The organism is Streptomyces sp. NPDC051064 (assembly GCF_044455985.1).
In the GTDB taxonomy this organism is placed as follows: domain Bacteria; phylum Actinomycetota; class Actinomycetes; order Streptomycetales; family Streptomycetaceae; genus Streptomyces.
The window spans coordinates 199,357-222,708 of the sequence record NZ_JBITFK010000008.1 but is presented as its reverse complement, the minus strand read 5'-3'; the positions used below and the strand labels follow the sequence as shown (position 1 = coordinate 222,708).

Here is a 23,352-nt window from a genome sequence, read left to right as displayed (position 1 = left end):
CAGTTCATCAGTAAGAGGAGCAGTTCAGTGAGCATCGACAAGCCCGAGATCGACTTCCCGGGTGGCGAGCCGCCGGCCGACCTGGAGATCAAGGAAATCTGGGAGGGTGACGGACCGGTGGCCCAGGCGGGTCAGACCGTCTCCGTGCACTACGTCGGTGTGGCCTTCTCCACCGGCGAGGAGTTCGACGCCTCGTGGAACCGCGGCACCCCGCTGCAGTTCCAGCTCGGCGCCGGCCAGGTCATCGCCGGCTGGGACCAGGGTGTCCAGGGCATGAAGGTCGGCGGCCGTCGCCAGCTGACCATCCCCGCGCACCTCGCCTACGGTGACCGTGGCGCGGGCGGCGGCGCGATCGCCCCGGGCGAGACGCTGATCTTCGTCTGCGACCTCGTCGGCGTCTGATCCGTCCGTCTACAGCAGTCAGGGCCCGTGCCGCAAGGCACGGGCCCTCGCTTTGGTCCGGACACCCCGGGGCGGTACGGTCGACGGTCGGAGAGCACGTCGAGAAAGGGCGTCGATGGCGATTGCCAAGGCCGAACGGCTGATGAACCTGGCACTGTGTCTGCTGGGTACCCGGCGTCCGCTCAGCAAGCGTGAGCTCCGCGGGTCCATCGAGGCCTACCTGGAGGCGGGCTCCGACGAATCCTTCAACCGGATGTTCGAGCGCGACAAGGACGATCTGCGTGAACTCGGCCTGATCATCGAGACCGTGGAGAATCTGGACGGCGACACCGGATATCTCGCGCGCCGCGACAGCAACCGGCTGCCCCCCATCACCCTGGACGCCGAGGAGGCCGCGGCCCTCGGGCTCGCCGCCAAGGTCTGGCAGCAGGCCCGGCTTGCCGGCGCCGCCAGCGGCGCCCTGCAGAAGCTGCGGGCCGCCGGCATGCCGGAGGCCGAGGACGCCTACGAGGTGCACAGCGCCCTCGAACCCCGTATCCCGGTCCACGAGGCCGCGTTCGAGCCGCTGATGCTCGCCTGCCGGGACCGCCGCCCGGTCACCTTCGACTACCGCAAGGGCAACGCCGCCCGCCCGGAGCAGCGCCAGGTCGAGCCCTGGACGCTCGAGTGCTGGCGCGGCCACTGGTACCTGGCCGGCTGGGACCGCGAGCGGGGCGCCGAGCGGGTCTTCCGGCTCTCCCGGATCTCCGGCCGGGTCCGCTCCCGCGCAGGGGCCTTCACGGCCCCCGTGCCCGACGCCGTCACCGTCCGCGAGACGGTGGAGAGCTGGGCGGGGGAGACCGCGACCAGGACCGCCCGCATCAGGCTGCGTACCGGCTCCGGCTACCCGCTGCGCTCCCGCGCGATATCCGTACGGGAACTGGGCGACGGCTGGGACGAGTTGGAGATCCCGTACGGGCACGGGCTGGACGCCTGGCTCGTGGAGTTCGGGCCCGACGTGATCGTGAGCGAACCCGCCGATCTGCGGGCCGACGTGATGGACCGGCTGCGCGCCGTGGCCAAGGACTGAGAGGGACCCGTACTCGTGGCCACGAACGCGATCGACCAGACCCGGCGGATGCTCTCCCTCGTCACGTACCTGCGTGAGCGCCCCGGCGCGCACGTCCAGGACGTGGCCCGGGCCTTCGGGATCACCGAGGACGAGCTGATCTCCGACCTCGACGTGCTGCCCATGTGCGGGACCAGCTTCCGCGGTGGTGACCTGCTGGACATCGACACCGACGGCGACCGGATCTGGTGGCACAACCCGGACGACGTCGCGGAGCCGCTGCGTCTGGCCGCCGACGAGGCGACGGCCCTGCTCGTCGCCGCCCGTGCCGTCGCCACGCTCCCCGGCCTGCGGGAGAGCGACCGGCAGGCGCTGGTGCGCGCGACCGCGAAGCTGGAGACGGCGGCCGGGGAGGTCGGGGCCGCCAGCTCGCGGCTCTCGGTCACCTTCGAGTCCGAGGGCGGTGTCTTCGCCGACGTCGACCGGGCGATCTCCGAGCGGCGCCGCCTCTGGCTGCGCTACTACTCACCCGCGCGCGACGAGCTGACCGAGCGCGAGGTCGACCCGATCCGGCTGTTCGCCGTCGGCCACACCTATATGGAGGGCTGGTGCCGCCTCTCCGAGGCGCGGCGTACGTTCCGGCTCGACCGGGTCGCCGAGATCAGACTCCTCGACGCTCCGTCCGCCCCGCCCGAGCTGGAGCTGCGGGACCTCTCCGAGGGGCTGGTGCAGCCCGCCGCCGAGGACCCGGAGGTCGTGATCGAGGTCGGCCCCGGCGGCCGGTGGGTCGCCGAGTACTACCCGCACGACAGCGCGGAGGAACTCCCCGACGGTGGTCTGCGGATCACGCTCCGCACGCCCGACCCGGCCTCCCTCCGCAGGCTCGCCCTGCGGCTGGGCGGCGAAGGACGCATCACATCGCCCCCGGACCTGGCCGAGAGCGCCCGGCTGGCGGCGCGTGAGGCACTGGCCGCCTACGACGGCGCGCTCTGAGAGGCGGCCGGCGGTGCACCGAGGAGACGAAGGCCATATGACTGCGATATCGAGCACACAGACCGGACCGGTTCCGGTCACGGTGCCCGACACCGTGCGCTTCCGGGCGGCCTGCCCGGACTGCCGTGAGCGGTTCGAGCTCGGTGCGGGCTCACTGCGGCTGGCCATAGGAGCCAGCCGCCGTACGACCTTCTACTCCTTCACGTGTCCCGCCTGCGGGTCCGCGGTCCGCAAGCCGGCCGGGGAGCGCATCATCGAACTCCTCAGCGGCGGCGGGGTACGGACACTGCGCCTGCACACCGCCCTGCGGTAACGAGAGACACCGAGGATCCGCCCATGTTCTGGCCCATGCTCGCCATCGCTCTGGGATTCGCCGGCCTGGCCGTGCTCGGCGTCCTGGCCGTCAAGGTCTTCGTCGAGGCACAGCGGCTCGCCGGACAGGTCGCCGCGACCACGCGCCGCATCAACCGAGCGGCCGAGGATCTCGAACGAGCGGCCACCACTCTCGCCGACACCGGAGAAGCCCTGCGATAGAAGGGCGCGGCCTCCTGATTCACCGGTTCGGGGGGTACGCTGCTGGAGCGGCCCAGGCAGGGAGGTGTGGGCCGCAAGCGGGAGTACGCACAGGCATTGCCTCGCGTTTACCCCTGCGGGTTACGATCGCTGCCAGCGCGAAGGTCGGACGACTGTCCGGTCGAACGGGTGGCGAGCCCACCCTCCAGACGCCTCAGTGAGAAGGAAGTCGCACATGATCGGCAATCTGAAGCCCCTCGAGATCGTTCTGATCATCGCTGTCGTCCTGCTGCTCTTCGGTGCCAAGAAGCTCCCCGACATGGCGCGTTCGCTCGGCAAGTCGGCCCGCATCCTCAAGAGCGAGGCCAAGGCCATGAAGAAGGACGACGCGGAGCCCGCGGCGCCCACCACGGAGAACGTCGCGGACACCACCCCGCCCGCGGCCACCGCGCGCACGATCCAGGCCGCTCCGGGAGATGTCACCAGCTCCCGCCCGGTCAGCGAGGCCAAGCCCACCACCCAGAGCTGACAGCTGATCCGCACCATCTGAAGCTGCCGCACGAGACGAGGGAAGTGGGTTGCTCAAGTCTGCCCGCAAGCAGGAGAAGGACGACGAGGGGCGGATGCCCCTCCTCGATCACCTGCGTGAGCTGCGCAACCGGCTGCTGAAGTCGGTCCTGGCGATCATCGTCGCCGTGATCGTGGCGGCGTTCTTCCAGAAGGAAATCTTCGAGTTCCTGATGAAGCCGATCCTGGACTCGGTCGGCTGCAAGAACGGCGCCGTGACCATGATCAACGGTCGCCCCTGCGCGGAGATGACCACCAACGGTCTGCTGTCGCCGTTCACCATCGCGCTGAAGGTGTCCCTGATGGCGGGCGTGCTGGTGGCCACGCCTGTGTGGCTGTACCAGCTGTGGGCGTTCGTCGCCCCGGGCCTGCACAAGCAGGAGAAGCGCTATTCGATGGCCTTCGTCGCGGCCGGGGTCCCGCTCTTCGTCGCCGGTGCCTACCTGGCCTACGCGATCCTGCCGCAGACCGCCCAGATCATGCTCGGCTTCACGCCCGACAACGTGAAGAACCTGCTGCCGCTCGACGACTTCCTGGACCTGATCACCCGCATGGTGATCGTCTTCGGACTCGCCTTCGAGCTGCCGCTGCTGCTCATCCTTCTCAACATGACCGGCGTGCTCTCCGGCGCCCGCATGCTGCGCTGGTGGCGCGGGATGCTCGTCGGGCTGACCGCCTTCGCGGCCATTGCCACGCCTGGCGGCGAGCCCATCTCGATGCTGCTGCTGGCCGGCCCGCTCGCCGTGCTCTACTTCGTGGCCGTCGGCTTCTCGCTGCTCAACGACAAGCGCAGGCGGCGTGCCAACCCCGACACCGAGCTCGACGACGACGAGGCGTCGAGCCTGGACCTCACCCCCGAGGCGGTCGGCGCCGTCGAACCGGTGTCCTCCCGCCCTGCTCTGCCCGGGCAGGCGAGCGGGGACGCGGACGGGGGTCGGTCGAACCGGCTCAACGGTTACGACGACATCACCTGACCTTGTAAGGTCCCGCGGGTGACCAGCGAGATCACCCTCTTCGTCAATCCCACCGCGGGCAGCGGCCGGGGCGCGCGTGCCGCGCAGCCGGCCGCTTCCGCTCTGCGGGACGCCGGCTTCTCCGTACGGACGGTTCTCGGCGAGGACGCCGACGACGCACTGCGACGGGCCCGGGAGGCGGTGGCCCACGGGACCGGGGCGCTGATAGCCGTGGGCGGGGACGGCATGATGTCCCTCGCGCTGCAGGCCGTCGCCGGTACCACGACGCCGCTCGGCGCCGTGGCCGTGGGTACCGGGAACGACTTCGCCCGTGCCCTCGGGCTGCCGATCCGATCGCCCGCCGCCGCCGGACGACTGGCCGCCGAGATGCTCAAGGCCGGGACGGCGCGCGCGATCGACCTGGGCCGGGTCGGGGAGCGCTGGTTCGGCTCCGTGCTGGCCTCGGGCTTCGACTCGCGGGTCAACGACCGGGGAAACCGGATGCGGTGGGTCGGCGGGCGCTTCAAGTACGACCTGGCGATCCTCGCCGAGCTGGCCTCCTTCAGCCCGGTCCCGTACCGCGTCAGGCTGGACGGCGGACCGGTGACCGAGATCGAGGCGACGCTGATCGCCGTGGGCAACGGGACGACGTACGGCGGCGGCATGCGGATCTGTGCCGACGCGGTCATGGACGACGGGCTCTTCGACGTGACCGTGGTGGGTGACTGCAGCCGGACCGCCCTGCTCAAGGTCTTCCCGAAGGTCTACAAGGGCACGCACCTCGGGCACCCGAAGGTCACCGTGCACCGGGTGTCCTCGATAGAGCTGGCCGCGGGCGGTGTCACGGCGTACGCGGACGGTGAGCCGCTGGGCCCGCTGCCGCTCAGCGCCACGTGCGTGCCCGGCGCGGTCCGGGTCCTTGCACCGTGAAAGCACCGTGAAATAAAGATCGGGCTGACTGTCATACGGGGCGGGTAGGCTCGTATCAAGATGACAGAGGACCTCTCACCAGCTGAGCGATACCAGGCGTCCCGGGTCCGTGCGGCCGAGCAGGCCACCGCCCTCGGGCCCTTCCGCGAGATGTACGAATTCGGGCTGGACCCGTTCCAGATCGAGGCCTGCCAGGCTCTGGAAGCCGGCAAGGGGGTACTGGTCGCGGCCCCGACCGGGTCGGGCAAGACGATCGTCGGTGAATTCGCCGTGCACCTGGCCCTGCAGCAGGGCCGCAAGTGCTTCTACACCACGCCCATCAAGGCGCTGTCCAACCAGAAGTTCACCGATCTCGTACGTCGCTACGGCGCGGACAAGGTCGGTCTGCTGACCGGTGACAACAGCGTCAACGCGGACGCACCCGTGGTCGTCATGACCACCGAGGTCCTGCGCAACATGCTGTACGCGGGCTCCCAGGCCCTCACCGGCCTCGGCCATGTGGTCATGGACGAGGTCCACTACCTCTCCGACCGCTTCCGCGGCGCCGTGTGGGAGGAAGTGATCATCCACCTCCCGGAGTCCGTGACGCTGGTGTCGCTGTCGGCGACCGTGTCCAACGCCGAGGAGTTCGGCGACTGGCTGGACACCGTGCGCGGTGACACCCAGGTGATCGTCTCCGAGCACCGGCCCGTGCCGCTGTGGCAGCACGTCATGGCCGGACGCCGGATGTACGACCTCTTCGAGGAGGAGACCGACCACGGCGGCAGGGGCACCGGCCGGCGCGAGGTCAGTCCGGACCTCGTCCGCCTCGCCCGCATGGAGAACCAGCGCGGATACAACCCGCGCGACCGCAGACGCGGGAAGATGGTGCGCGAGGCGGACCGCGAGCGCGAGCGGCGTCAGCGCAGCCGCATCTGGACGCCGTCCAGGCCCGAGGTCATCGACCGGCTCGACGCCGAGGGTCTGCTGCCCGCCATCACCTTCATCTTCAGCCGTGCCGGCTGCCAGGCGGCCGTCCAGCAGTGCCTGCAGGCCGGTCTTCGGCTGAACGACGAGAACAAGCGCGGGCTGGTGCGGGAGATCGTCGAGGAGCGGACGGCGTCCATTCCACCCGAGGACCTCCATGTCCTCGGGTACTACGAGTGGCTCGAAGGCCTGGAGCGCGGCATCGCGGCGCACCACGCCGGGATGCTGCCGACCTTCAAGGAGGTCGTGGAGGAGCTGTTCGTCCGCGGCCTGGTCAAGGCGGTCTTCGCCACCGAGACGCTGGCGCTCGGCATCAACATGCCCGCGCGCTCCGTGGTGCTGGAGAAGCTCGTCAAGTGGAACGGCGAGCAGCACGCCGACATCACGCCCGGCGAGTACACCCAGCTGACCGGGCGGGCCGGGCGCCGTGGCATCGACGTCGAGGGCCACGCGGTCGTTCTCTGGCAGCGGGGGATGGACCCCGGAGCGCTCGCCGGACTCGCGGGGACGCGTACGTATCCGCTGCGCTCCAGCTTCCGGCCTTCGTACAACATGGCCGTCAACCTCGTCCAGCAGTTCGGGCGGCACCGCTCGCGCGAGCTGCTCGAGACCTCCTTCGCGCAGTTCCAGGCCGACCGGTCCGTCGTCGGGATCTCCCGGCAGGTCCAGCGCAACGAGGAGGGCCTCGCGGGCTACAAGGAGGGCATGACCTGTCACCTCGGGGACTTCGAGGAGTACGCGCGACTGCGCCGCGACCTCAAGGACCGGGAGACGGAGCTGGCCAAACAGGGCGCGGCCCAGCGGCGGGCGGCCGCCGCGTCGTCCCTGGAGAAGCTGAAGCCCGGTGACGTCATCCACGTTCCCACCGGCAAGTTCGCCGGACTCGCCCTGGTCCTCGACCCGGGCCTGCCCGCCGGGCGGACCAACGGCCATCGCGGGCTGGAGTACCACGACGGACCGCGTCCCCTGGTGCTGACCGCCGAGCGGCAGGTCAAGCGGCTGGCCCACATCGACTTCCCGGTGCCGGTCGAGGCGCTGGAGCGGATGCGGGTGCCCAAGTCGTTCAACCCGCGCTCACCGCAGTCCCGCCGCGACCTGGCCTCCGCACTGAGGAGCAAGGCGGGGCACATCGACCCGGGCCGGCACCGCAAGCAGCGGGCCGCCGCGGCAGACGACCACGAGATCGCCCGGCTGCGCCCGGAACTGCGCGCGCACCCCTGCCACGGGTGCGACGAGCGCGAGGACCACGCGCGCTGGGCCGAGCGGTATCACCGGCTGCAGCGCGACACCCGGCAACTGGAGCACCGCATCGAGGGCCGGACGAACACCATCGCGCGGACCTTCGACCGCATCGTCGCGCTCCTGACCGAGCTGGACTACCTGCGGGGCAACGAGGTCACCGACAACGGCCGGCGGCTGGCACGCCTCTACGGAGAGCTCGACCTGCTGGCCAGCGAATGCCTGCGGGACCGTGTCTGGGAGGGGCTCAACCCCGCCGAACTCGCCGCCTGCGTCTCGGCGCTCGTCTACGAGGCGCGCCAGGCCGACGACGCGGTCGCACCCAAGCTGCCCTCAGGACCCGCGAAGGCCGCGATGGGCGAGATGATCCGCATCTGGGGCCGTCTCGACGCCCTGGAGGAGGACTTCAAGATCAGTCAGACGGAAGGGGTCGGACAGCGCGAACCCGACCTCGGCTTCGCCTGGGCGGTCTACATGTGGGCCTCCGGCCGGACGCTGGACGAGGTCCTCCGCGAGGCGGAGATGCCGGCCGGTGACTTCGTACGGTGGTGCAAGCAGGTCATCGACGTGCTCGGCCAGATCGCGGCCGCCGCACCCCGGGACGGCAGTTCGGTCGCGAAGAACGCCCACAAGGCCGTCGACGCGGTGCTGCGGGGCGTGGTGGCGTACAGCTCGGTGGGGTGAGCGGCTTCCCTCCCCACGGGTGAGGAGAACGGACGAGTGGCCACGGGCGGCTGTACGCGCCTGTGGCCACTCGTGTGCGTTCTCCCGTCAGGTCTTCTTGTTCTTCATCGAGAGTCCCGCGCAGGCTGCCCCCAGCACAATCGCCAGACCACCGACGATCACGTTGTTGAGGATGACGCCCATGTCAGGGCTCTGGCCCACGACCCAGGTCGACACGATGAGCCAGGCGCCCAGCGCGACGATGGCGATGCTCATCCCGGTCATCCGCTCGGGCATGGCCGTGAAGCAGAGTGCCAGCACGGCTATCGCGATGCCGATGACGAGGTTGTGCGTCACCAGGGAGGGCTGGCTCGCGGTGAAGTGAAGCACCCACGGCGAGACGGCGCAGTACAGACCGAGGAGGAACACCGGGGCGTCCGCACCGGCTGTGGTGCGGCGGCCGCCGCCCATCACGCGGTCGTGGCGCGCTCGCATTTCTTCGGCGTCAGGGTGTCCGGAGAGGTCCCTTCCGGTGTGTCCGGAAACGTCTCTGGTCTTTCCGGAAACATCCCTTCCGGTGTGCGAGATGTTACTCATGAGGAGGGTCTCCTTCGCACTTGCTGGAGCGACCGCGGCCAAGAGGTGCGGTCATCAGCTGTCGAGACCAGTGTGCTCTTATATGCCCCTTATGTGTAGTTTTCCTGGCGGGCGAATCCTGCGGTTCCGTCGAGGCGGCGTGCCAGTGACACCAGGTCCGCCGTCCGCAGCACACGGGCCCCGTACCCCGGCAGCGGGACGTGCGGGGGGCGGGTCCAGCGTTCCGGCACGGCGTCGATCCCGTACACCGCGCCGGCCAGGCCGCCCGTGACCGCGGCCACCGTGTCGGTGTCCCCGCCCACGTCGACGGCCGCTCCCAGGGCGCGCTCGAAGCCGTTTCATGGAAGACCGCGGTGCCTTCCCATGCCGCCCGGTCGCCGTGCGTCAGGGCGGCGATCCGCCGCGCCGCGTCCATGGTGGCGGTCCGTCCCGCCCGGGCGAAGTGCACAGCCGACGTGGTCGCGCGCATCAGTGAACCGTTGCCCGCCGCACGCCCGTTGACCTGGAAATGGAGCGCTGCGGCCAGGTCCCACGGCGCGTCGCTCGTGAGGACGTCCTCCGTCTGCAGGCCGATGTCCTTCGGCTCACCGGCCGCCCACCGACGGAACCGGCCGAAGATGTCGGGAAGGTCCAGGCCCCCGTTCTCCAGCAGTGATTCACCGACGAGGACGGTCATCTGCGTATCGTCCGTAGCCTCCCCCGGATCCCAGCCGCCGCCCCCGCACATCGCGCCGGCTCCGTCCGGGAACCGGGCGGAGTACACCCCTGGGAGGCCGAACTCGAAGGGGGCGCCCAAGGCGTCACCCACCGCCGAGCCCACGACGGCGCCGACGGCGCGAGCCCCGCGGTCCGCGCCGCTCCGGTCGGGGCGGAGGGTGCGGTCCTCGGGGCTCGGTGTCATGCCGTCAGCCTACTGACGGGCCGTCGGTTCAGGCGGCCGGCATCAGGACGGTGTCCACGATGTAGACCGTCGCGTCGGCGGTCGGGACGTTGCCGCAGACGACCTCGACTGCGTAGGTCCCCCCAGAGGAATTACGGATAGTGGCACTGTCCGCTATCAGATAGGGGGACTATCTATGATGGGGGTCGGCCTGGCAACCTCCTGGAGGGTGAACACACGGTGCGCATCGGCGAATTGAGTCGCAGGTCCGGGGTCCCGGTGCCGACGATCAAGTACTACGTACGCGAGGGGCTGCTGCCCGCCGGCGTTCTGACCAGCCCCAACCAGGCGCGCTACGACGACGGGCACGAGCGCAGGCTGCGGCTGATCCGCGCCCTCCTGGACGTCGGAGGGCTGTCGCTGTCCGCCATCGCGGAGGTCCTGGAGGCCGTCGACGATCCAGGGCAGCCGGTGCACAAGGTGCTCGGTGCGGCGGCCAGGCGCATCACGCCCGAGGAGCCCGATGGATCCGAGGAGGAAGGGCCCGAGTCGGCCGAGGCCCGCGAGGAGGTCGCCGCGCTGCTGGCGCGACGCGGCTGGTTCGTGCGTGCGGACAGCCCGGCGGGACGGTCGCTGGCGGGTGTGCTGGCGGCCCTGCACCGGGCGGGGCACGGCGGATTCGTCGAACTGCTCGACGTCTACGCGGACGCGGCCGAGCCCGTCGCCCACGCGGACCTCGACTACGTCCGGCGACGGGTGGCGCGCGAGGACCTGGTGGAGAGCGTGGTGGTCGGCACGGTGCTCGGCGAGGCCATGTTCGGCGCCCTCAGGCGGCTCGCCCACGTGGACGCCTCCGCCCGCGCCTACGAGGGCGGAGGGGAGCAGGAGGCCGGGGAGTGAGGGCCCATGCGAAACCCGGTCGCCGTCCAGGGCGGCGACCGGGTCACGGGGAGAGCGGGGAGGATTACGCGGCGCTCTCCTGCTCGCGCTCCACCTGCTCGTTCCACTCGCGCTTGACCGCGCGCCACGCGTCGTCGTTCTGGCCGAGGCGCCAGTAGCCCGAGATCGACAGCTGCTGGAGCGGGATGCCGCGCTCCAGGCGGAGGTGGCGCCGGATCTCCTTCACGAAGCCCGCCTCGCCGTGGACGAAGGCCTGCACCTCGCCCTCGGGGAACTCCAGCTCCCTCACCGCCGCGACGAGAGCCTCGCCGACCGGGCGGCCGCCGCGGTGCAGCCAGGTCACCGAGACGCCTTCCGGCTCCACGAGCTTCTGCTCCTCCGAGGCATCGGGCACCTCCACGAAGGCATGCGCCACCGCACCCTCGGGCAGATGCTCCAGGGATGCGGCGATCGCGGGCAGGGCACTCTCGTCGCCCACCAGCAGATGCCAGTCGGCCGCGGCCTCCGGGACGTAACCGCCGCCGGGGCCCAGGAAGGTGACCTGGTCGCCGCGCTGTGCGCGCGCCGCCCAGGGGCCAGCCAGGCCCTCGTCGCCGTGCACCACGAAATCGACGGCGAGCTCACGGGCGTCGGGGTCCCAGGAGCGCACGGTGTACGTCCGGGTGGTGGGCCACAGCTCGCGCGGGTACTCCTCACGGATCCTGGCCATGTCGAAGGGGTGGCTGTAGTCCGCGCCCTCCGGGGCGAAGCACAGCTTGATGTAGTGGTCGGTGTACCCGGCGAGGGTGAAGTCGGCCAGGCCGTCGCCGCCGAGAATCACGCGCACCATGTGCGGGGTGATCTGCTCGGTGCGCAGGACCTGCGCCCCCTGCGCCTTCGGTGTCCGGCGTTGCGGCCGCTCTGCCACGGAGTGCTCCCTAGCTCTGGACCCGGATGTGGGACGGGTCCATATGAGGTTCTACGTACTTAGGCTTACCTAAGCTAGCACTTTCACGCCTGGAGTGTGAGGAGCAGGCGCTGCAGCGCGTTTCCGAGCCCCCATCGGGTCGCGAGGGCCTCCAGGGCCGCGGGATCGCGCGGTTCGCGGGGGAGCGCGGGGGTGAGATCGGGCAGCGGCACGTCATCGGCGACACGGACGACCTTCGGGGCGACCGCCACATAGTCCCGGGCCTCGTCGAGCCGCTTGCGCTGGGACGGGGTGAGCCGGGCCGCGGGATCGTCCACCGCGGCCATGATGCCGGCCAGGTCGCCGAAGGCGTCCAGCAGCTTCGCCGCCGTCTTCTCGCCGATACCGGGGACCCCGGGCAGCCCGTCGCTGGGGTCGCCGCGCAGCAGGGCCAGGTCGACGTATCCGCTGCCGTCCACGCCGTACTTCCCGCGCAGCCAGGCCTCATCCGTCACCTGGAGCGTCCCCACGCCCTTCAGCGGGTAGAGCACCCGCACCCGGCGGGCGTCGTCGACCAGCTGATAGAGGTCGCGGTCCCCGGTCACGATGTCCACGGGGCCGGTGGCCCGTCCGGCCAGCGTGCCGATCACGTCGTCCGCCTCGTACGGCGCGACGCCCACCCGGGCGATCCCGAGCGCGTCCAGCACGGCCTCGATCACCGGGACCTGCGGGGAGAGGGTGTCGGGGACCTCCTCCTCGTCGGGGACGCCCTCGGGGGTCTCGGTGGCCACCCGGTGCGCCTTGTAGGTCGGGATCAGGTCGACCCGCCACTGCGGGCGCCAGTCCGCGTCCATGCAGGCGACCAGGTCGTCGGGCCGGTGGTCCTGGACCAGCCTGGCGATGAAGTCGAGCAGTCCGCGCACGGCGTTGACCGGGGTGCCGTCCGGTGCGCGCACCGAGTCGGGGACGCCGAAATAGGCGCGGAAGTAGAGGGAGGCGGTGTCGAGGAGCATCAGGCGTCGCGTCACACCCCGATGATGCCGCACCCTTCCGGCAGCTGTGCCGGGTGAAGCGCGCGGTTCCCGCGACAGCGGTTTCTTGTGGGTGATCTGAATCACACACGTGTTTGGGTCGCGTAAGCGGGGGCAGGCGCGGCACCGGAGCGGACCACGTCCATTTTTCAACAAAATGCGCGTGCTCTGCGGACCGAATCCGCACCGCTCCACGGTCTGCCGAAGGGGGTGGCAGACCGTTTTCGGTTCAACGCGTGAGGTGTATGTGTCAAGGCTGCAAGCTGAGCACTTGTACAAAGTGTTCGGCAGACGACCCGATCAAGCCGTGCAGAAGCTCGAAGGCGGCACCCACCGCGACGAGCTGCGCGCCGACGGAACGACCGCAGCGGTGATCGACGCCTCGTTCACCGTGGAACCTGGCCAGATCTTCGTCGTCATGGGGCTCTCCGGTTCGGGGAAGTCCACATTGCTGCGGATGCTCAACGGCCTGCTGGAGCCCACCGCCGGCCGTGTGCTGTTCGACGGGCAGGACCTGACCGCCCTGAGCGCCCGTGACCTGCGCACCGTCCGCTCCAGGAAGATCAGCATGGTCTTCCAGCACTTCGCGCTCTTCCCCCACAGGAGCGTGCTCGAGAACGCCGCGTACGGCCTGGAGGTCCAGGGCGTCCCGCGTGCCGCGCGAGAGGCGCGCGCCGCCGAGGCGCTGGAGATGACCGGCCTCGCCGGCTGGGAGAAGTCCTGGCCCGACGAGCTGTCCGGCGGCATGCAGCAGCGCGTGGGTCTGGCCCGCGCGCTCGCCACCGACGCCGACCTGCTCCTGATGGACGAGTCCTTCAGCGCGCTCGACCCGCTGATCCGGCGCGACATGCAGGACCAGCTCCTCGAACTGCAGAAGCGTCTGAAGAAGACCATCGTCTTCATCACGCACGACCTCAACGAGGCCATGCGCCTCGGCGACCGTATCGCCGTGATGCGGGACGGTGAGATCGTCCAGCAGGGCACCGCCGAGGACATCCTCGTCCGGCCGTCCAACGACTACGTCGCGTCCTTCATCCAGGACGTCGACCGCTCCCGGGTGCTCACCGCAGGTTCGATCATGGAGGCGCCCGCAGCGGGCAGCTCCGACGCCGAGCTGAAGGCCGAGGCGCCCGCGACGGTGTCCGCCGAGACGCCCATCGCCGAGCTCTTCACCCCCTGCTCCACCAGCGGGGCGGCCGTCGCCGTCACCGGTGAGGACGGCAAGGTCATAGGCATGGTCCCGCGCTCCAGGCTGCTCGCCGCGCTCGGCGAGGAACCGCAGGTCGAAAGCCAGGCCGACGGCCAGGTCCCGGCCCCGCGTGAGGTCAAGAAGGTGATCGCCGGTGCCTAGGTTCACCTTCGGCGCATGGGTCGAGGACGTGGTCGACTGGCTGCAGTCGAACCTCACCTGGATCTTCGACGCCATCAAGACCGTGCTGGGCGGGATGTACGACGGCGTCAACGCCGTGCTGAGCGGTGGTGAGCCGCTGCTGATGGCGGGGATCTTCGCCGTCCTCGCGTTCTGGCTGCGCGGGGTGGTACCCGCCGTGCTCACCTTCGTAGGGTTCGCGCTCATCGACTCCCTCGCCCTCTGGGACGAGGCGATGGCCACCCTCTCGCTGGTCGTCGTGGCCGCGGTCATCACGATCATCATCGCGGTGCCCATGGGTATCTGGGCGGCGCGCAACAACAGGGTCAGCGCCACGCTGCGGCCGGTGCTCGACGTCATGCAGACGATGCCCGCCTTCGTCTACCTGATCCCCGGCGTCATGTTCTTCGGCGTCGGCGTCACCCCCGGCGTGATCGCCACCATCGTCTTCGCGATGCCGCCCGGCGTCCGGATGACCGAGCTGGGCATCCGCCAGGTCGACGGCGAGCTGGTCGAGGCCGCCGCGGCCTTCGGCACCACGCCCAAGCACACCCTCACCCGGGTGCAGCTGCCGCTCGCCCTGCCGACGATCATGGCCGGGATCAACCAGGTCATCATGCTGTCCCTGTCGATGGTCGTCATCGGCGGCATGGCCGGCGCCGGCGGCCTCGGCGAGAAGGTGTACGCGGCCATCACCCAGCTCCAGGTCGGCCTCGCTGCCGAGAGCGGGATCGCCGTCGTCATCCTCGCCATGTACCTGGACCGGATGACCGGCGCGCTCAACGAGCGGGTCTCCCCGCTCGGCCGCCGCGCCGCCGCCAAGGTCGCCGCCGGTGCGCGTCGGCTCAAGTTCACGCACTACAAGCCGGGAACCGCCGTCGCGATGACGGGTGTCGTCGTCCTCGCGCTCGTCGCGGGCGGCCTCAACATCGCCGGTTCCAGCGACTCGAAGGCCACCACGGCCGACAGCGGCAACGTCGGCCAGGGCCAGAAGATCAACATGGGGTACATCCCCTGGGACGAGGGCATCGCCTCCACCTTCCTGTGGAAGGAGATCCTGGAGCAGCGCGGTTACGAGACCGGGATCACCCAGCTCGACGCCGGTCCGCTCTACTCCGGCGTCGCCCGTGGCGACATCGACTTCCAGACGGACTCCTGGCTGCCGACGACGCACAAGGACTACTGGGACAAGTACAGCGACCAGCTGGACGACCTGGGCTCCTGGTACGGGCCGACCTCGCTGGAGCTGACGGTTCCGTCGTACGTCAAGGGCATCGACTCGCTCGAGGACCTCAAGGGCCAGGGCAAGAAGTTCAACGGCAAGATCATCGGTATCGAGTCGAGCGCCGGCATGATGGGCACCCTGAACAAGAAGGTGCTCAAGGAGTACGGCCTGGAGGGCGAGTACGAGGTCGTCTCCTCCAGCACCTCCTCGATGCTCGCCGAGCTGAACGCCTCCATCAAGAAGAAGGAGCCGGTCGTGGTGACCCTGTGGTCGCCGCACTGGGCCTACGGCAAGCACGACCTGAAGAAGCTCAAGGACCCCAAGGGTGCCTGGGGCAAGGGCGAAGAGGTCCACACCGTCGCCCACAAGGGCTTCGCGGAGAAGGCTCCCGCCGTCTCCAAGTGGCTCAAGGACTTCAAGCTCACCGAGAAGCAGCTCACGAGCCTCGAGAACGAGATCCAGACCGCCGGCCAGGGCCAGGAGCAGGACGGCGTCCGTGCCTGGCTGAAGAAGAACCCCGGCCTGGTCGACAAGCTGGCCCCGGTGCCGGGCGGCGGCGGTGCGCAGCAGGGCAAGGACGCGGGCAAGACCGTCAACATGGGGTACTTCCCGTGGGACGAGGCCATCGCCAGCACCTACCTCTGGCAGAACATGCTGGAGGACCGGGGCTACAGGACGACGGTCAAGCAGCTCGACCCGGGACCGCTCTACACCGGTCTCGCACAGGGCCAGCTCGACGTCCAGTTCGACTCCTGGCTGCCGACGACGCACAAGGACTACTGGGACCGGTACAAGGAGAACCTCGTCGATCTCGGCTCCTGGTACGGGCCGACCTCGCTGGAGCTGACGGTTCCGTCGTACGTCAAGGGCATCGACTCGCTCGAGGACCTCAAGGGCCAGGGCAAGAAGTTCAACGGCAAGATCATCGGTATCGAGTCGAGCGCCGGCATGATGGGCACGCTCAACAAGAAGGTGCTCAAGGAGTACGGCCTCGAAGGTGAGTACGAGGTGGTCTCCTCCAGCACCTCGTCGATGCTGGCCGAGCTGAACCGGTCGATCAAGAAGAAGGAGCCGGTCGTGGTGACCCTGTGGTCGCCGCACTGGGCCTACGGGAAGCACGACCTGAAGAAGCTCAAGGACCCGAAGGGTGCCTGGGGCAAGGGCGAGCAGATCCACACGGTCGCCAAGAAGGACTTCCCCAAGGACTTCCCGGAGCTGACCGGCTGGCTGAAGGACTTCAAGCTCACCGAGGCGCAGCTGGCCTCGCTCGAGGTGGAGCTCCAGAAGGGCGGCGCCGGCAAGGAGAAGGAGTCCGCCCGCCGCTGGATGGACGCCAACCCGGACGTGGTGGAGAAGCTGGCGCCCGTCGGCAGCTGATCCGCTGGTCCACCCACGCGTCACCCTGAAGGGGACGGTCCCGGTCGCGAACCGGGCCCGTCCCCTTCAGGCTGGTCGGAGGGGGTTCCCCGAGGTTCTCCGTCCACCGGTCTCCACTCCGTCGCGCAAACGACATGCGTAGGGTGCTGGCAACCGGGAGGATGGCGATCCGGGGAGGGAGCCGGACATGGACGACAAGGAAGCCCTTCGAGTGGGCGCGGCGGTCCGCCGACGCCGCAGGAGCCTCGGACTCACCCTGGCCGCGGTGGCCGGGCGCAGCGGCCTGTCCGTGCCGTTCCTCAGCCAGATCGAGAACGAACGGGCCAGACCCAGCCCCCGCTCCCTGCACCGGGTGGCGGAGGCGCTGGAGACCACGACCGAAGGGCTGCGGGCCGCGGCGGACTCGGCACGCGCCGTGGACGTCGTACGGGCGGATGACGAGGACGGCGTACGCCGGCTGGTACGCGGAAGGCACCAGCTCAGCGCGCTGGAGTTCATCGGCGAGCAGGACCTGGGGCGTGAGTTCCAGCACCGCAACGACGAGGTGATGTACGTCGTGGAGGGCGCCGTCGAGGTCGAGGCCGAGGGCCGGGCCCACCGGCTGGGCCGGGGCGACACCCTCTTCCTCTCCGGCGGGGTGCGGCACCGGTGGCGGGCGACCGTGCCGGGCACCCGGCTGCTGGTCGTCTCGGTCGCCGAGCACATCGACGCGACGTACGACTCGCGCCGCTGACGGGGGCGGTGCCGATGCGTGTCGTCTCCCTGGTCCCGTCGCTCACCGAGGCCGTCGCCGTCACCGCTCCCGGCCTGCTCGTCGGCGTCACCGACTGGTGCACCCGTCCCGCCGGCCTGACCGCGGTCCGGATCGGCGGCACGAAGAACCCCGGCACCGCCGCCGTGGCAGCCCTGCGTCCCGACCTCGTCGTCGCCAACGAGGAGGAGAACCGGGAAGCGGACCTGGCGGCGCTGCGGGAGGCCGGGCTGAACGTCCTGGTCACCGAGGTCCGCACCCTCGACCAGGCCTTCGCCGAGCTGGAACGGGTCCTCACCGCCTGCGGCCTGCCCCGGCCGCACTGGCTGGAGGAGTCCCGGACCGCCTGGGCGGCGCTGCCGCCCGCCCCCGCCCCGCGCCCCGCGATCGTACCGGTCTGGCGCAGGCCCTGGATGGTGCTGGGCCGCGACACCTTCGCCGGCGACCTGCTGGCCCGCCTCGGGGTACGGAACGTGTACGCCGGCCACCAGGACCGCTACCCCCGCATCCCCCTGTCCGAGCTGAACGCGTCCGGTGCCGAGCTGGTCGTACTGCCCGACGAGCCGTACCGCTTCACCGCCGCCGACGGGCCCGAGGCCTTCCCCGGCCTGCCCGCCGTGCTCGTCGACGGGCGTCACCTCACGTGGTACGGACCGTCACTGGCCGAAGCGGCCGGGGCGCTGCGAGCAGCGCTCCGCTGAAGAGCCCGCCCAGCGTCCGGGCGCCGGCGACCGCCCAGGCGGTCAGCAGCAGCGCGTAGAGCGCCACTGCCAGCCAGGTGAACGCGTCCAGCCCGGTGTGCCGGGCCAGCCCCGCCGCGCCGGTGACACACGTGCCGACCGGGAAGGTGAACCCCCACCACGTCATCGTGAACCGCATGCCGCGCCGCATCGCGCGCACCACCAGCGCGATGGACAGGGCCAGCCACAGCAGGGCGAACCCCATCACCGGCACCCCGTACAGGACGGCGAACGCGCCGAACGCCGAGGCGTACGGCGGCGCGATCGCGCCCGGCGCCACATCGGCCAGCTGGTTGGCGGCGGTCGTGGACTGGCCGAGCGGCCCGAGCACCAGGAACAGCGTCGGGGTCAGCGCGAGGGGCGGCGGGCCATGGTGGACCAGCCGCGCGAAGACCAGCGGAACGACCACCAGGGTCGCCAGCAGGGACAGCCCGAACATCGCGTAACAGGCCAGCAGGAGCGCCTCCCGCGCCTGGCCGGGGGCCAGTTCGGGCACCAGCAGCGGCCCGACCGCGGCCGAGACCATCGGGGCCACCAGAGGCAGCAGCCAGACCGGCGACGCGGTGCCCGGGGCAGGACGGTGGCGTACGACCATGAGGTAAGGGATCGCCACGGCGGCGGCGAGGCCCGCGACCGTGCCCGCCGTGAACAGCAGGACGTCCACGGCGAGGGCGGCGGGATGACCGATGACGTCCCGGCCCACCACGAGGGTGCCCGCGCCGACGGCGAGCAGCGCCATGGACAGACAGCCGTGGAACGGGGCGACGGCGGGATCCAGGAGGTGGGCGCGGGCCTGGTCCCGGTGCAGGATCCAGTGCCCGGCACGGGCGGCCAGCACGACGGCCAGGGCCACCGCGGACAGGGCCCACACCACGACGCAGGCGGTCCGCAGACCCGGCACGTCCACGGGCAGCGCCGCGCCCGCCGTCGCGACGATGGCGGTCCCCATCACCGTCGCGTACCAGTTGGGGCCGAGGTGCCGCAGGGCCGGGAGCCGGGGGGCGACGGTTCGGGAGGAGGGTGTCCCGGTCTTGGTCTGCGGAAAGATGGCCATGCCACGATCCTCACCGGGCCGACCGGTGCCCACCAGGGAGCGCGGGGCTATGAGGTCATAGGCTGGGCTTATGTCCAGTCCTCCGTCCACGCCTTCCTCCCTGCCCCACCGGGTCCCGGACCTGGGAGCCATGGTGCTGCTGCTCGCCGTCGCGCGGCACGGGAGCCTGGGCAGGGCGGCGCGGGACGTCGGCATCAGCCAGCCCGCCGCCTCCGGCCGCATCCGGTCGATGGAGCGGCAGCTGGGCGTCGCGCTCCTGGACCGCTCACCGCGCGGCTCCCGGCTGACCGACGCGGGCGCCCTCGTCACCGACTGGGCGCGCAGGGTCGTCGAGGCTGCCGAGGCGTTCGACGCGGGAGCCCAGGCGCTGCGGGACCGGCGCGACTCCCGGCTGCGGGTGGCCGCGAGCATGACCATCGCGGAGTACCTGCTGCCCGGCTGGCTGATCGCGCTGCGGGCGGAACGCCCGGACACCGCCGTGTCCCTGCTCGCGGGCAACTCCGCGGCGGTCGCCCTGCGCCTGCTGGCCGGCGAGGCGGACCTGGGCTTCGTCGAGGGGCTCTCGATACCGCAAGGGCTCGACGGCACCGTCATCGCGCACGACCGGCTCGTCGTCGTGGTCGCCCCCTCCCACCCCTGGGCGCGCCGGGCCCGGCTGACCCCGGGGGAACTCGCCGAGGCGCCCCTCATCCTGCGGGAACGCGGTTCCGGCACCCGCCAGGTCCTGGACGCCGCACTCGCCGTGCACGGCGGACTGGCGCGCCCCCTGCTGGAGCTCTCCTCGACCACCGCCGTGAAGGGGGCCGCGGAGAGCGGGGCCGGCCCCTGCGTGCTGAGCGAACTCGCGCTGGGCGAGGAGCTCTCCGCACGGCGCCTGGTCAAGGTCCCGGTCGAGGGCGTACGGCTGCGCCGTCAGCTGCGCGCGGTCTGGCCGGCGGGCCACCGGCCCACCGGACCGGCCCGCGATCTGCTGTCCCTGACCGCCCACCCCTCCGGTCCCGCGCGCGGTTGACGCACGGCACGGTGGCGGAGCGGTTCACGGGCCGGACACCTCCGGTTGGTCCCCCGCCCGGACGGCCGTTCCCGGCCGGTTCCGCGTGAGACGCAGATCACCTCCCGATTTCCGGCCGGTGTCCGGATGTCGGTTGAATGAACCCATCTGAGCGGGTGGACTCGGTGATCCTCCCTCCTTACGGTCACTTCGCGGTCGCATGATGTGATCGTTTTCTCCTGTCAGGCGTCCGCAACCGGCCGTCAGGACGGCTGCGCGACCGGCCGCACCGCCGCCGCCCTGGCTGCTTCCACCAGGGCCCGCATGATCCGCAGGTCGTCGCCCATCTCCGGGTGCCACTGGACCCCGAGCACCCACTGGTCGCCCGGCAGTTCGACCGCCTCCACGGTGCCGTCCGTCGCGTGGGCGGAGGCCACCAGGCCCGGCGCGAGCCGGTCCACGGCCTGGTGGTGGTACGTGGGTACGGATGCCTCCTCGGGCACGAGCGAGGCGTACAGCGTCCCCGGGACCGGCGTCACCGGGTGCTCGCCGAGGACCCCGGCCTTACCGAACGGGCCCGCGTGACCGTCCAGATGCTGGGTCAGCGTGCCACCCATCGCCACGTTGAGCAGCTGCATGCCCCGGCAGATCCCGAGCACCGGAGTGCCGGCCTCCCTCGCCGCGCGGAGCAGGGCCATTTCCCAGGTGTCGCGCTCATGGGCCGGCGGACCTGTCCTGAAGTCGCGCTCCGCGCCGTACAGTCCGGGGTCGACGTCGGCGCCGCCCGCGATCACGAGGCCGTCCACCCGGGCCACGACGGCCGCCGCCTTCGACGGGTCGTCCGGCGGCAGCAGTGCGGCGAGTCCGCCGGAGCGCTGGACCAGCGCGGGGTAGGCGGCGGGAAGCACCGCCGCGGGGAGTTCCCAGACGCCCCAGCGAGCCGCCGGCTCCAGATAGGTCGTGACGCCGATGAGCGGTTCGTGCATGGTGCGGTCCCTCCGGCGGCCGGTCTGCCGGCCGGCCCGGTGCAATGGTGTTGCGTCATACCTTTGTTCGTACGGGGCCGTCACGCAAGAGCAGTGATCCGGAAGGGCGGGATCAAGCCAGGAAGCCGCGGAGCAGTGCGGCGGTCCCCGCGCAGTGCTCGCGCATCACCGCCCGCGCGCCCGCCTCGTCGCCGTCGAGCACCGCGGCGACGACGGCCGTGTGCTGATGCTGCGAATGTTCGAGGTTCCGTACCAGCAGGGGGATGCAGTCCAGCAGGTCGTTGACGCTCGCCCTCACGGCCGCGTACCGGGCGGCCAGGGAGGGGGAGCCGGAGAGCTCGGCCAGCGTCAGATGGAAAAGGGTGTCGATCCTGCGGTAGTCGGGCAGAGGTGCCTGGTGTGTCGCCGCCAGAGCCGTACGCAGCCGGTCCGCCCCCTCGTCGTCGAGGCCGCGCGCCGCGCAGAGCCCGGCCGCCCCCGACTCCAGGACCTCGCGGAAGAGCAGGACGTCCTCGAGGTCGACGTCCGCCACCCGGCGGCGCAGCTCGTCACCGTCGGCAGGGCCGGCGCGGGGTAGCACGAACGTACCGCCGTACCGGCCACGCCGGGCCTCGATCAGACCCTGGTCCTGGAGCACCTTCAGGACCTCGCGCAGGGTGACACGGCTGATCCCGAGGAGCCCGGCCAGCTCGCGCTCGGCCGGCAGCCGCCCGCCGCCGGGCACCAGGCCGAGCCGGACCACCTGGAGGATCTGCTCCAGGGCCTCCTCGAAGCCGTTGCCCGCACGGACCGGCCGCAGTGCGGGCAGCAGCCGGCCGGAGGGCCCGGGTTCCCCGGTCTCTTCCGCCACGTCCCGATTCCCTTCCCTCCAATGGTTTTCTCCCATACCTTAAGCCTTCCGGCTGACCGAACGAGGAGCATCCCGTGGCAGACCGAACACCCCCGCTGGGGACCGACGAGCTGCGCGTGCTCGTCGAGCGCGGTGAGATCGACACCGTGGTCCTCGCCTTCACCGACATGCAGGGCAGGCTGCAGGGCAAACGGTTCGCGGCGTCCTTCTTCCTCGACGAGGTGCTGGAGCACGGCACGGAGGGCTGCAACTACCTGCTCGCCGTCGACACGGACATGAACACCGTCGACGGGTTCGCCATGTCCTCCTGGTCCAACGGTTACGGCGACTTCGCCATGCGCCCCGACCTCACGACCCTGCGCCTGATCCCCTGGCACGAGGGGACCGCCCTGGTCATGGCCGACCTCTCCTGGGACGACGGCTCGCCGGTCGCCGCCGCGCCCCGCCAGATCCTCCGGCGGCAGCTGGAGCGGCTCGCCGCACACGGACTGACCGCCCACGTCGGCACGGAACTCGAATTCATCGTCTTCAAGGACACCTACGAGGAGGCCTGGGACCGCGACTACCGCGGCCTCACCCCGGCGAACCAGTACAACATCGACTACTCGGTCCTCGGCACCGGCCGCATCGAACCGCTGCTGCGCCGCATCCGCAACGAGATGGCCGCCGCCGGGCTGAGCGTCGAGTCCGCCAAGGGCGAGTGCAACCCCGGCCAGCACGAGATCGTCTTCCGCTACGACGAGGCCCTCGTCACCTGCGACCAGCACGCCGTCTACAAGACGGGCTCGAAGGAGATCGCCGCCCAGGAAGGCGTCTCGCTCACCTTCATGGCCAAGTTCAACGAGCGCGAGGGCAACTCCTGCCACATCCACCTCTCGCTCCAGGACACCGGAGGACACAGCGTCATGGCGGGCGAGGGCGGCGCGATGTCGCCCGTCATGCGGCACTTCCTCGCCGGCCAGCTCGCCGCCCTGCGCGACTTCTCCCTGCTGTACGCCCCGAACATCAACTCCTACAAGCGGTTCCAGCCCGGCTCCTTCGCCCCGACCGCCGTCGCCTGGGGCCACGACAACCGCACCTGCGCCCTGCGCGTCGTCGGCCACGGCCGCTCGCTGCGCTTCGAGAACCGGCTGCCCGGCGGGGACGTCAACCCGTACCTCGCGGTCGCCGGCCTCGTCGCCGCGGGACTCCACGGCATCGAGAACGAACTGGAACTCCCCGACGCCTGCGAGGGAAACGCCTACACCGCCGGCTACGACCAGGTCCCCGCCACACTCCGCGAGGCCGCGGCCCTCTGGGAGGACAGCGAGGTGGCCCGGGAGGCCTTCGGCGACGACGTCGTCGCGCACTACCGCAACATGGCGCGTGTCGAACTGGAGGCCTTCGACGCAGCGGTGACCGACTGGGAGCTCCGCCGCTCCTTCGAACGTCTGTGAGGCAC

22 protein-coding genes and 2 pseudogenes are annotated in these 23,352 nt (G+C 70.8%); 16 read left to right on the top strand and 8 right to left on the bottom strand.

Annotation, left to right across the window (positions count from 1 at the left end):
• Window positions 1-27 precede the first annotated feature (27 nt).
• The 9 genes from ACIBCU_RS27870 to ACIBCU_RS27830 all read left to right on the top strand — a co-directional run bounded on the left by ACIBCU_RS27870 (window position 28) and on the right by ACIBCU_RS27830 (window position 8,295).
• Window positions 28-402 (top strand): FKBP-type peptidyl-prolyl cis-trans isomerase, encoded by a 375-nt coding sequence (locus tag ACIBCU_RS27870; RefSeq protein WP_124279619.1) that lies wholly within the window; start codon window positions 28-30, stop codon window positions 400-402.
• Between the two features lie 115 nt (window positions 403-517).
• On the top strand, window positions 518-1,471 hold the full coding sequence (locus tag ACIBCU_RS27865) for a YafY family protein (RefSeq protein ID WP_104790273.1): 954 nt from the start codon (window positions 518-520) through the stop codon (window positions 1,469-1,471).
• Window positions 1,472-1,486: 15 nt separating this feature from the next.
• Window positions 1,487-2,443 (top strand): YafY family protein, encoded by a 957-nt coding sequence (locus ACIBCU_RS27860; protein ID WP_104790274.1) that lies wholly within the window; start codon window positions 1,487-1,489, stop codon window positions 2,441-2,443.
• Window positions 2,444-2,480: 37 nt separating this feature from the next.
• Window positions 2,481-2,756 carry a hypothetical protein gene (locus ACIBCU_RS27855; RefSeq protein ID WP_362939756.1) on the top strand — a complete coding sequence of 92 codons (276 nt, stop codon included), beginning with the start codon at window positions 2,481-2,483 and terminating at the stop codon, window positions 2,754-2,756.
• 23 nt (window positions 2,757-2,779) lie between these two features.
• On the top strand, window positions 2,780-2,977 hold the full coding sequence (locus ACIBCU_RS27850) for a hypothetical protein (RefSeq protein ID WP_129261536.1): 198 nt from the start codon (window positions 2,780-2,782) through the stop codon (window positions 2,975-2,977).
• Window positions 2,978-3,191: 214 nt separating this feature from the next.
• A complete protein-coding gene (gene tatA / locus ACIBCU_RS27845) occupies window positions 3,192-3,485 on the top strand; it encodes a Sec-independent protein translocase subunit TatA (RefSeq protein ID WP_356716962.1) in 294 nt (97 codons plus the stop codon).
• Window positions 3,486-3,534: 49 nt separating this feature from the next.
• Window positions 3,535-4,497, top strand: coding sequence for a twin-arginine translocase subunit TatC (tatC, locus tag ACIBCU_RS27840; RefSeq protein ID WP_399234775.1), 963 nt, complete (start codon window positions 3,535-3,537; stop codon window positions 4,495-4,497).
• A gap of 18 nt (window positions 4,498-4,515) precedes the next feature.
• Window positions 4,516-5,406 (top strand): diacylglycerol kinase, encoded by an 891-nt coding sequence (locus tag ACIBCU_RS27835; RefSeq protein ID WP_362939765.1) that lies wholly within the window; start codon window positions 4,516-4,518, stop codon window positions 5,404-5,406.
• 60 nt (window positions 5,407-5,466) lie between these two features.
• The gene (locus tag ACIBCU_RS27830) at window positions 5,467-8,295 is read left to right on the top strand and encodes a DEAD/DEAH box helicase (RefSeq protein WP_399234772.1); all 2,829 of its coding nucleotides are present in this window, start codon (window positions 5,467-5,469) and stop codon (window positions 8,293-8,295) included.
• A gap of 87 nt (window positions 8,296-8,382) precedes the next feature.
• On the opposite strand, the gene ACIBCU_RS27825 is transcribed toward ACIBCU_RS27830, so the two are convergent.
• The 3 genes and pseudogenes from ACIBCU_RS27825 to ACIBCU_RS27815 all read right to left on the bottom strand — a co-directional run.
• Complete coding sequence (locus ACIBCU_RS27825; RefSeq protein WP_399234770.1) at window positions 8,383-8,871, bottom strand: SPW repeat protein; 489 nt, start codon at window positions 8,869-8,871, stop codon at window positions 8,383-8,385.
• An 89-nt stretch (window positions 8,872-8,960) separates the two neighbouring features.
• A pseudogene (locus tag ACIBCU_RS27820) lies at window positions 8,961-9,772 on the bottom strand (ADP-ribosylglycohydrolase family protein).
• Window positions 9,773-9,800: 28 nt separating this feature from the next.
• A pseudogene (locus ACIBCU_RS27815) lies at window positions 9,801-9,878 on the bottom strand (fasciclin domain-containing protein); the annotation flags it as partial.
• Between the two features lie 152 nt (window positions 9,879-10,030).
• On the opposite strand from ACIBCU_RS27815, the gene ACIBCU_RS27810 reads away from it, so the two are divergent.
• Window positions 10,031-10,651: a MerR family transcriptional regulator gene (locus ACIBCU_RS27810; RefSeq protein WP_399234768.1), complete on the top strand. Its 621-nt coding sequence runs from the start codon at window positions 10,031-10,033 to the stop codon at window positions 10,649-10,651.
• Between the two features lie 64 nt (window positions 10,652-10,715).
• Here ACIBCU_RS27810 and ACIBCU_RS27805 read toward each other — a convergent pair whose 3' ends face one another.
• The gene (locus ACIBCU_RS27805; protein WP_362939777.1) at window positions 10,716-11,558 is read right to left on the bottom strand and encodes a siderophore-interacting protein; all 843 of its coding nucleotides are present in this window, start codon (window positions 11,556-11,558) and stop codon (window positions 10,716-10,718) included.
• Window positions 11,559-11,641: 83 nt separating this feature from the next.
• Window positions 11,642-12,550, bottom strand: coding sequence for a 5'-3' exonuclease (locus ACIBCU_RS27800; protein WP_362939819.1), 909 nt, complete (start codon window positions 12,548-12,550; stop codon window positions 11,642-11,644).
• A gap of 265 nt (window positions 12,551-12,815) precedes the next feature.
• Here ACIBCU_RS27800 and ACIBCU_RS27795 point away from each other — a divergent pair, with 265 nt between their 5' ends.
• The 4 genes from ACIBCU_RS27795 (at window position 12,816) to ACIBCU_RS27780 (ending at window position 17,991) form a co-directional block, all read left to right on the top strand.
• On the top strand, window positions 12,816-13,919 hold the full coding sequence (locus tag ACIBCU_RS27795; protein WP_362939780.1) for a glycine betaine/L-proline ABC transporter ATP-binding protein: 1,104 nt from the start codon (window positions 12,816-12,818) through the stop codon (window positions 13,917-13,919).
• Window positions 13,912-16,539 carry an ABC transporter permease/substrate binding protein gene (locus ACIBCU_RS27790; protein ID WP_362939783.1) on the top strand — a complete coding sequence of 876 codons (2,628 nt, stop codon included), beginning with the start codon at window positions 13,912-13,914 and terminating at the stop codon, window positions 16,537-16,539. Before ACIBCU_RS27795 ends, ACIBCU_RS27790 begins: the two co-directional genes overlap by 8 nt.
• 187 nt (window positions 16,540-16,726) lie before the next feature.
• Window positions 16,727-17,272: a helix-turn-helix domain-containing protein gene (locus ACIBCU_RS27785; RefSeq protein WP_399234765.1), complete on the top strand. Its 546-nt coding sequence runs from the start codon at window positions 16,727-16,729 to the stop codon at window positions 17,270-17,272.
• Between the two features lie 14 nt (window positions 17,273-17,286).
• A complete protein-coding gene (locus ACIBCU_RS27780) occupies window positions 17,287-17,991 on the top strand; it encodes a helical backbone metal receptor (protein WP_399234763.1) in 705 nt (234 codons plus the stop codon).
• Here the strand turns inward: ACIBCU_RS27780 and ACIBCU_RS27775 are convergent.
• The gene (locus ACIBCU_RS27775; RefSeq protein WP_399234761.1) at window positions 17,930-19,084 is read right to left on the bottom strand and encodes a TDT family transporter; all 1,155 of its coding nucleotides are present in this window, start codon (window positions 19,082-19,084) and stop codon (window positions 17,930-17,932) included. The two genes, ACIBCU_RS27780 and ACIBCU_RS27775, sit on opposite strands and share 62 nt — an antisense overlap.
• Before the next feature lie 70 nt (window positions 19,085-19,154).
• Here ACIBCU_RS27775 and ACIBCU_RS27770 point away from each other — a divergent pair, with 70 nt between their 5' ends.
• Complete coding sequence (locus tag ACIBCU_RS27770) at window positions 19,155-20,096, top strand: LysR family transcriptional regulator (protein ID WP_399234758.1); 942 nt, start codon at window positions 19,155-19,157, stop codon at window positions 20,094-20,096.
• 242 nt (window positions 20,097-20,338) lie between these two features.
• Here the strand turns inward: ACIBCU_RS27770 and ACIBCU_RS27765 are convergent, their stop codons facing one another.
• Together ACIBCU_RS27765 and ACIBCU_RS27760 are read right to left on the bottom strand one after the other, a co-directional pair.
• The gene (locus ACIBCU_RS27765) at window positions 20,339-21,061 is read right to left on the bottom strand and encodes a gamma-glutamyl-gamma-aminobutyrate hydrolase family protein (protein ID WP_399234756.1); all 723 of its coding nucleotides are present in this window, start codon (window positions 21,059-21,061) and stop codon (window positions 20,339-20,341) included.
• Between the two features lie 112 nt (window positions 21,062-21,173).
• Entirely contained in the window at window positions 21,174-21,947 is a 774-nt protein-coding gene (locus tag ACIBCU_RS27760; RefSeq protein ID WP_399234754.1) for a FadR/GntR family transcriptional regulator, read from the bottom strand.
• 38 nt (window positions 21,948-21,985) lie between these two features.
• On the opposite strand from ACIBCU_RS27760, the gene ACIBCU_RS27755 reads away from it, so the two are divergent.
• Window positions 21,986-23,347: a glutamine synthetase family protein gene (locus tag ACIBCU_RS27755; protein WP_362939804.1), complete on the top strand. Its 1,362-nt coding sequence runs from the start codon at window positions 21,986-21,988 to the stop codon at window positions 23,345-23,347.
• Window positions 23,348-23,352 lie beyond the last annotated feature (5 nt).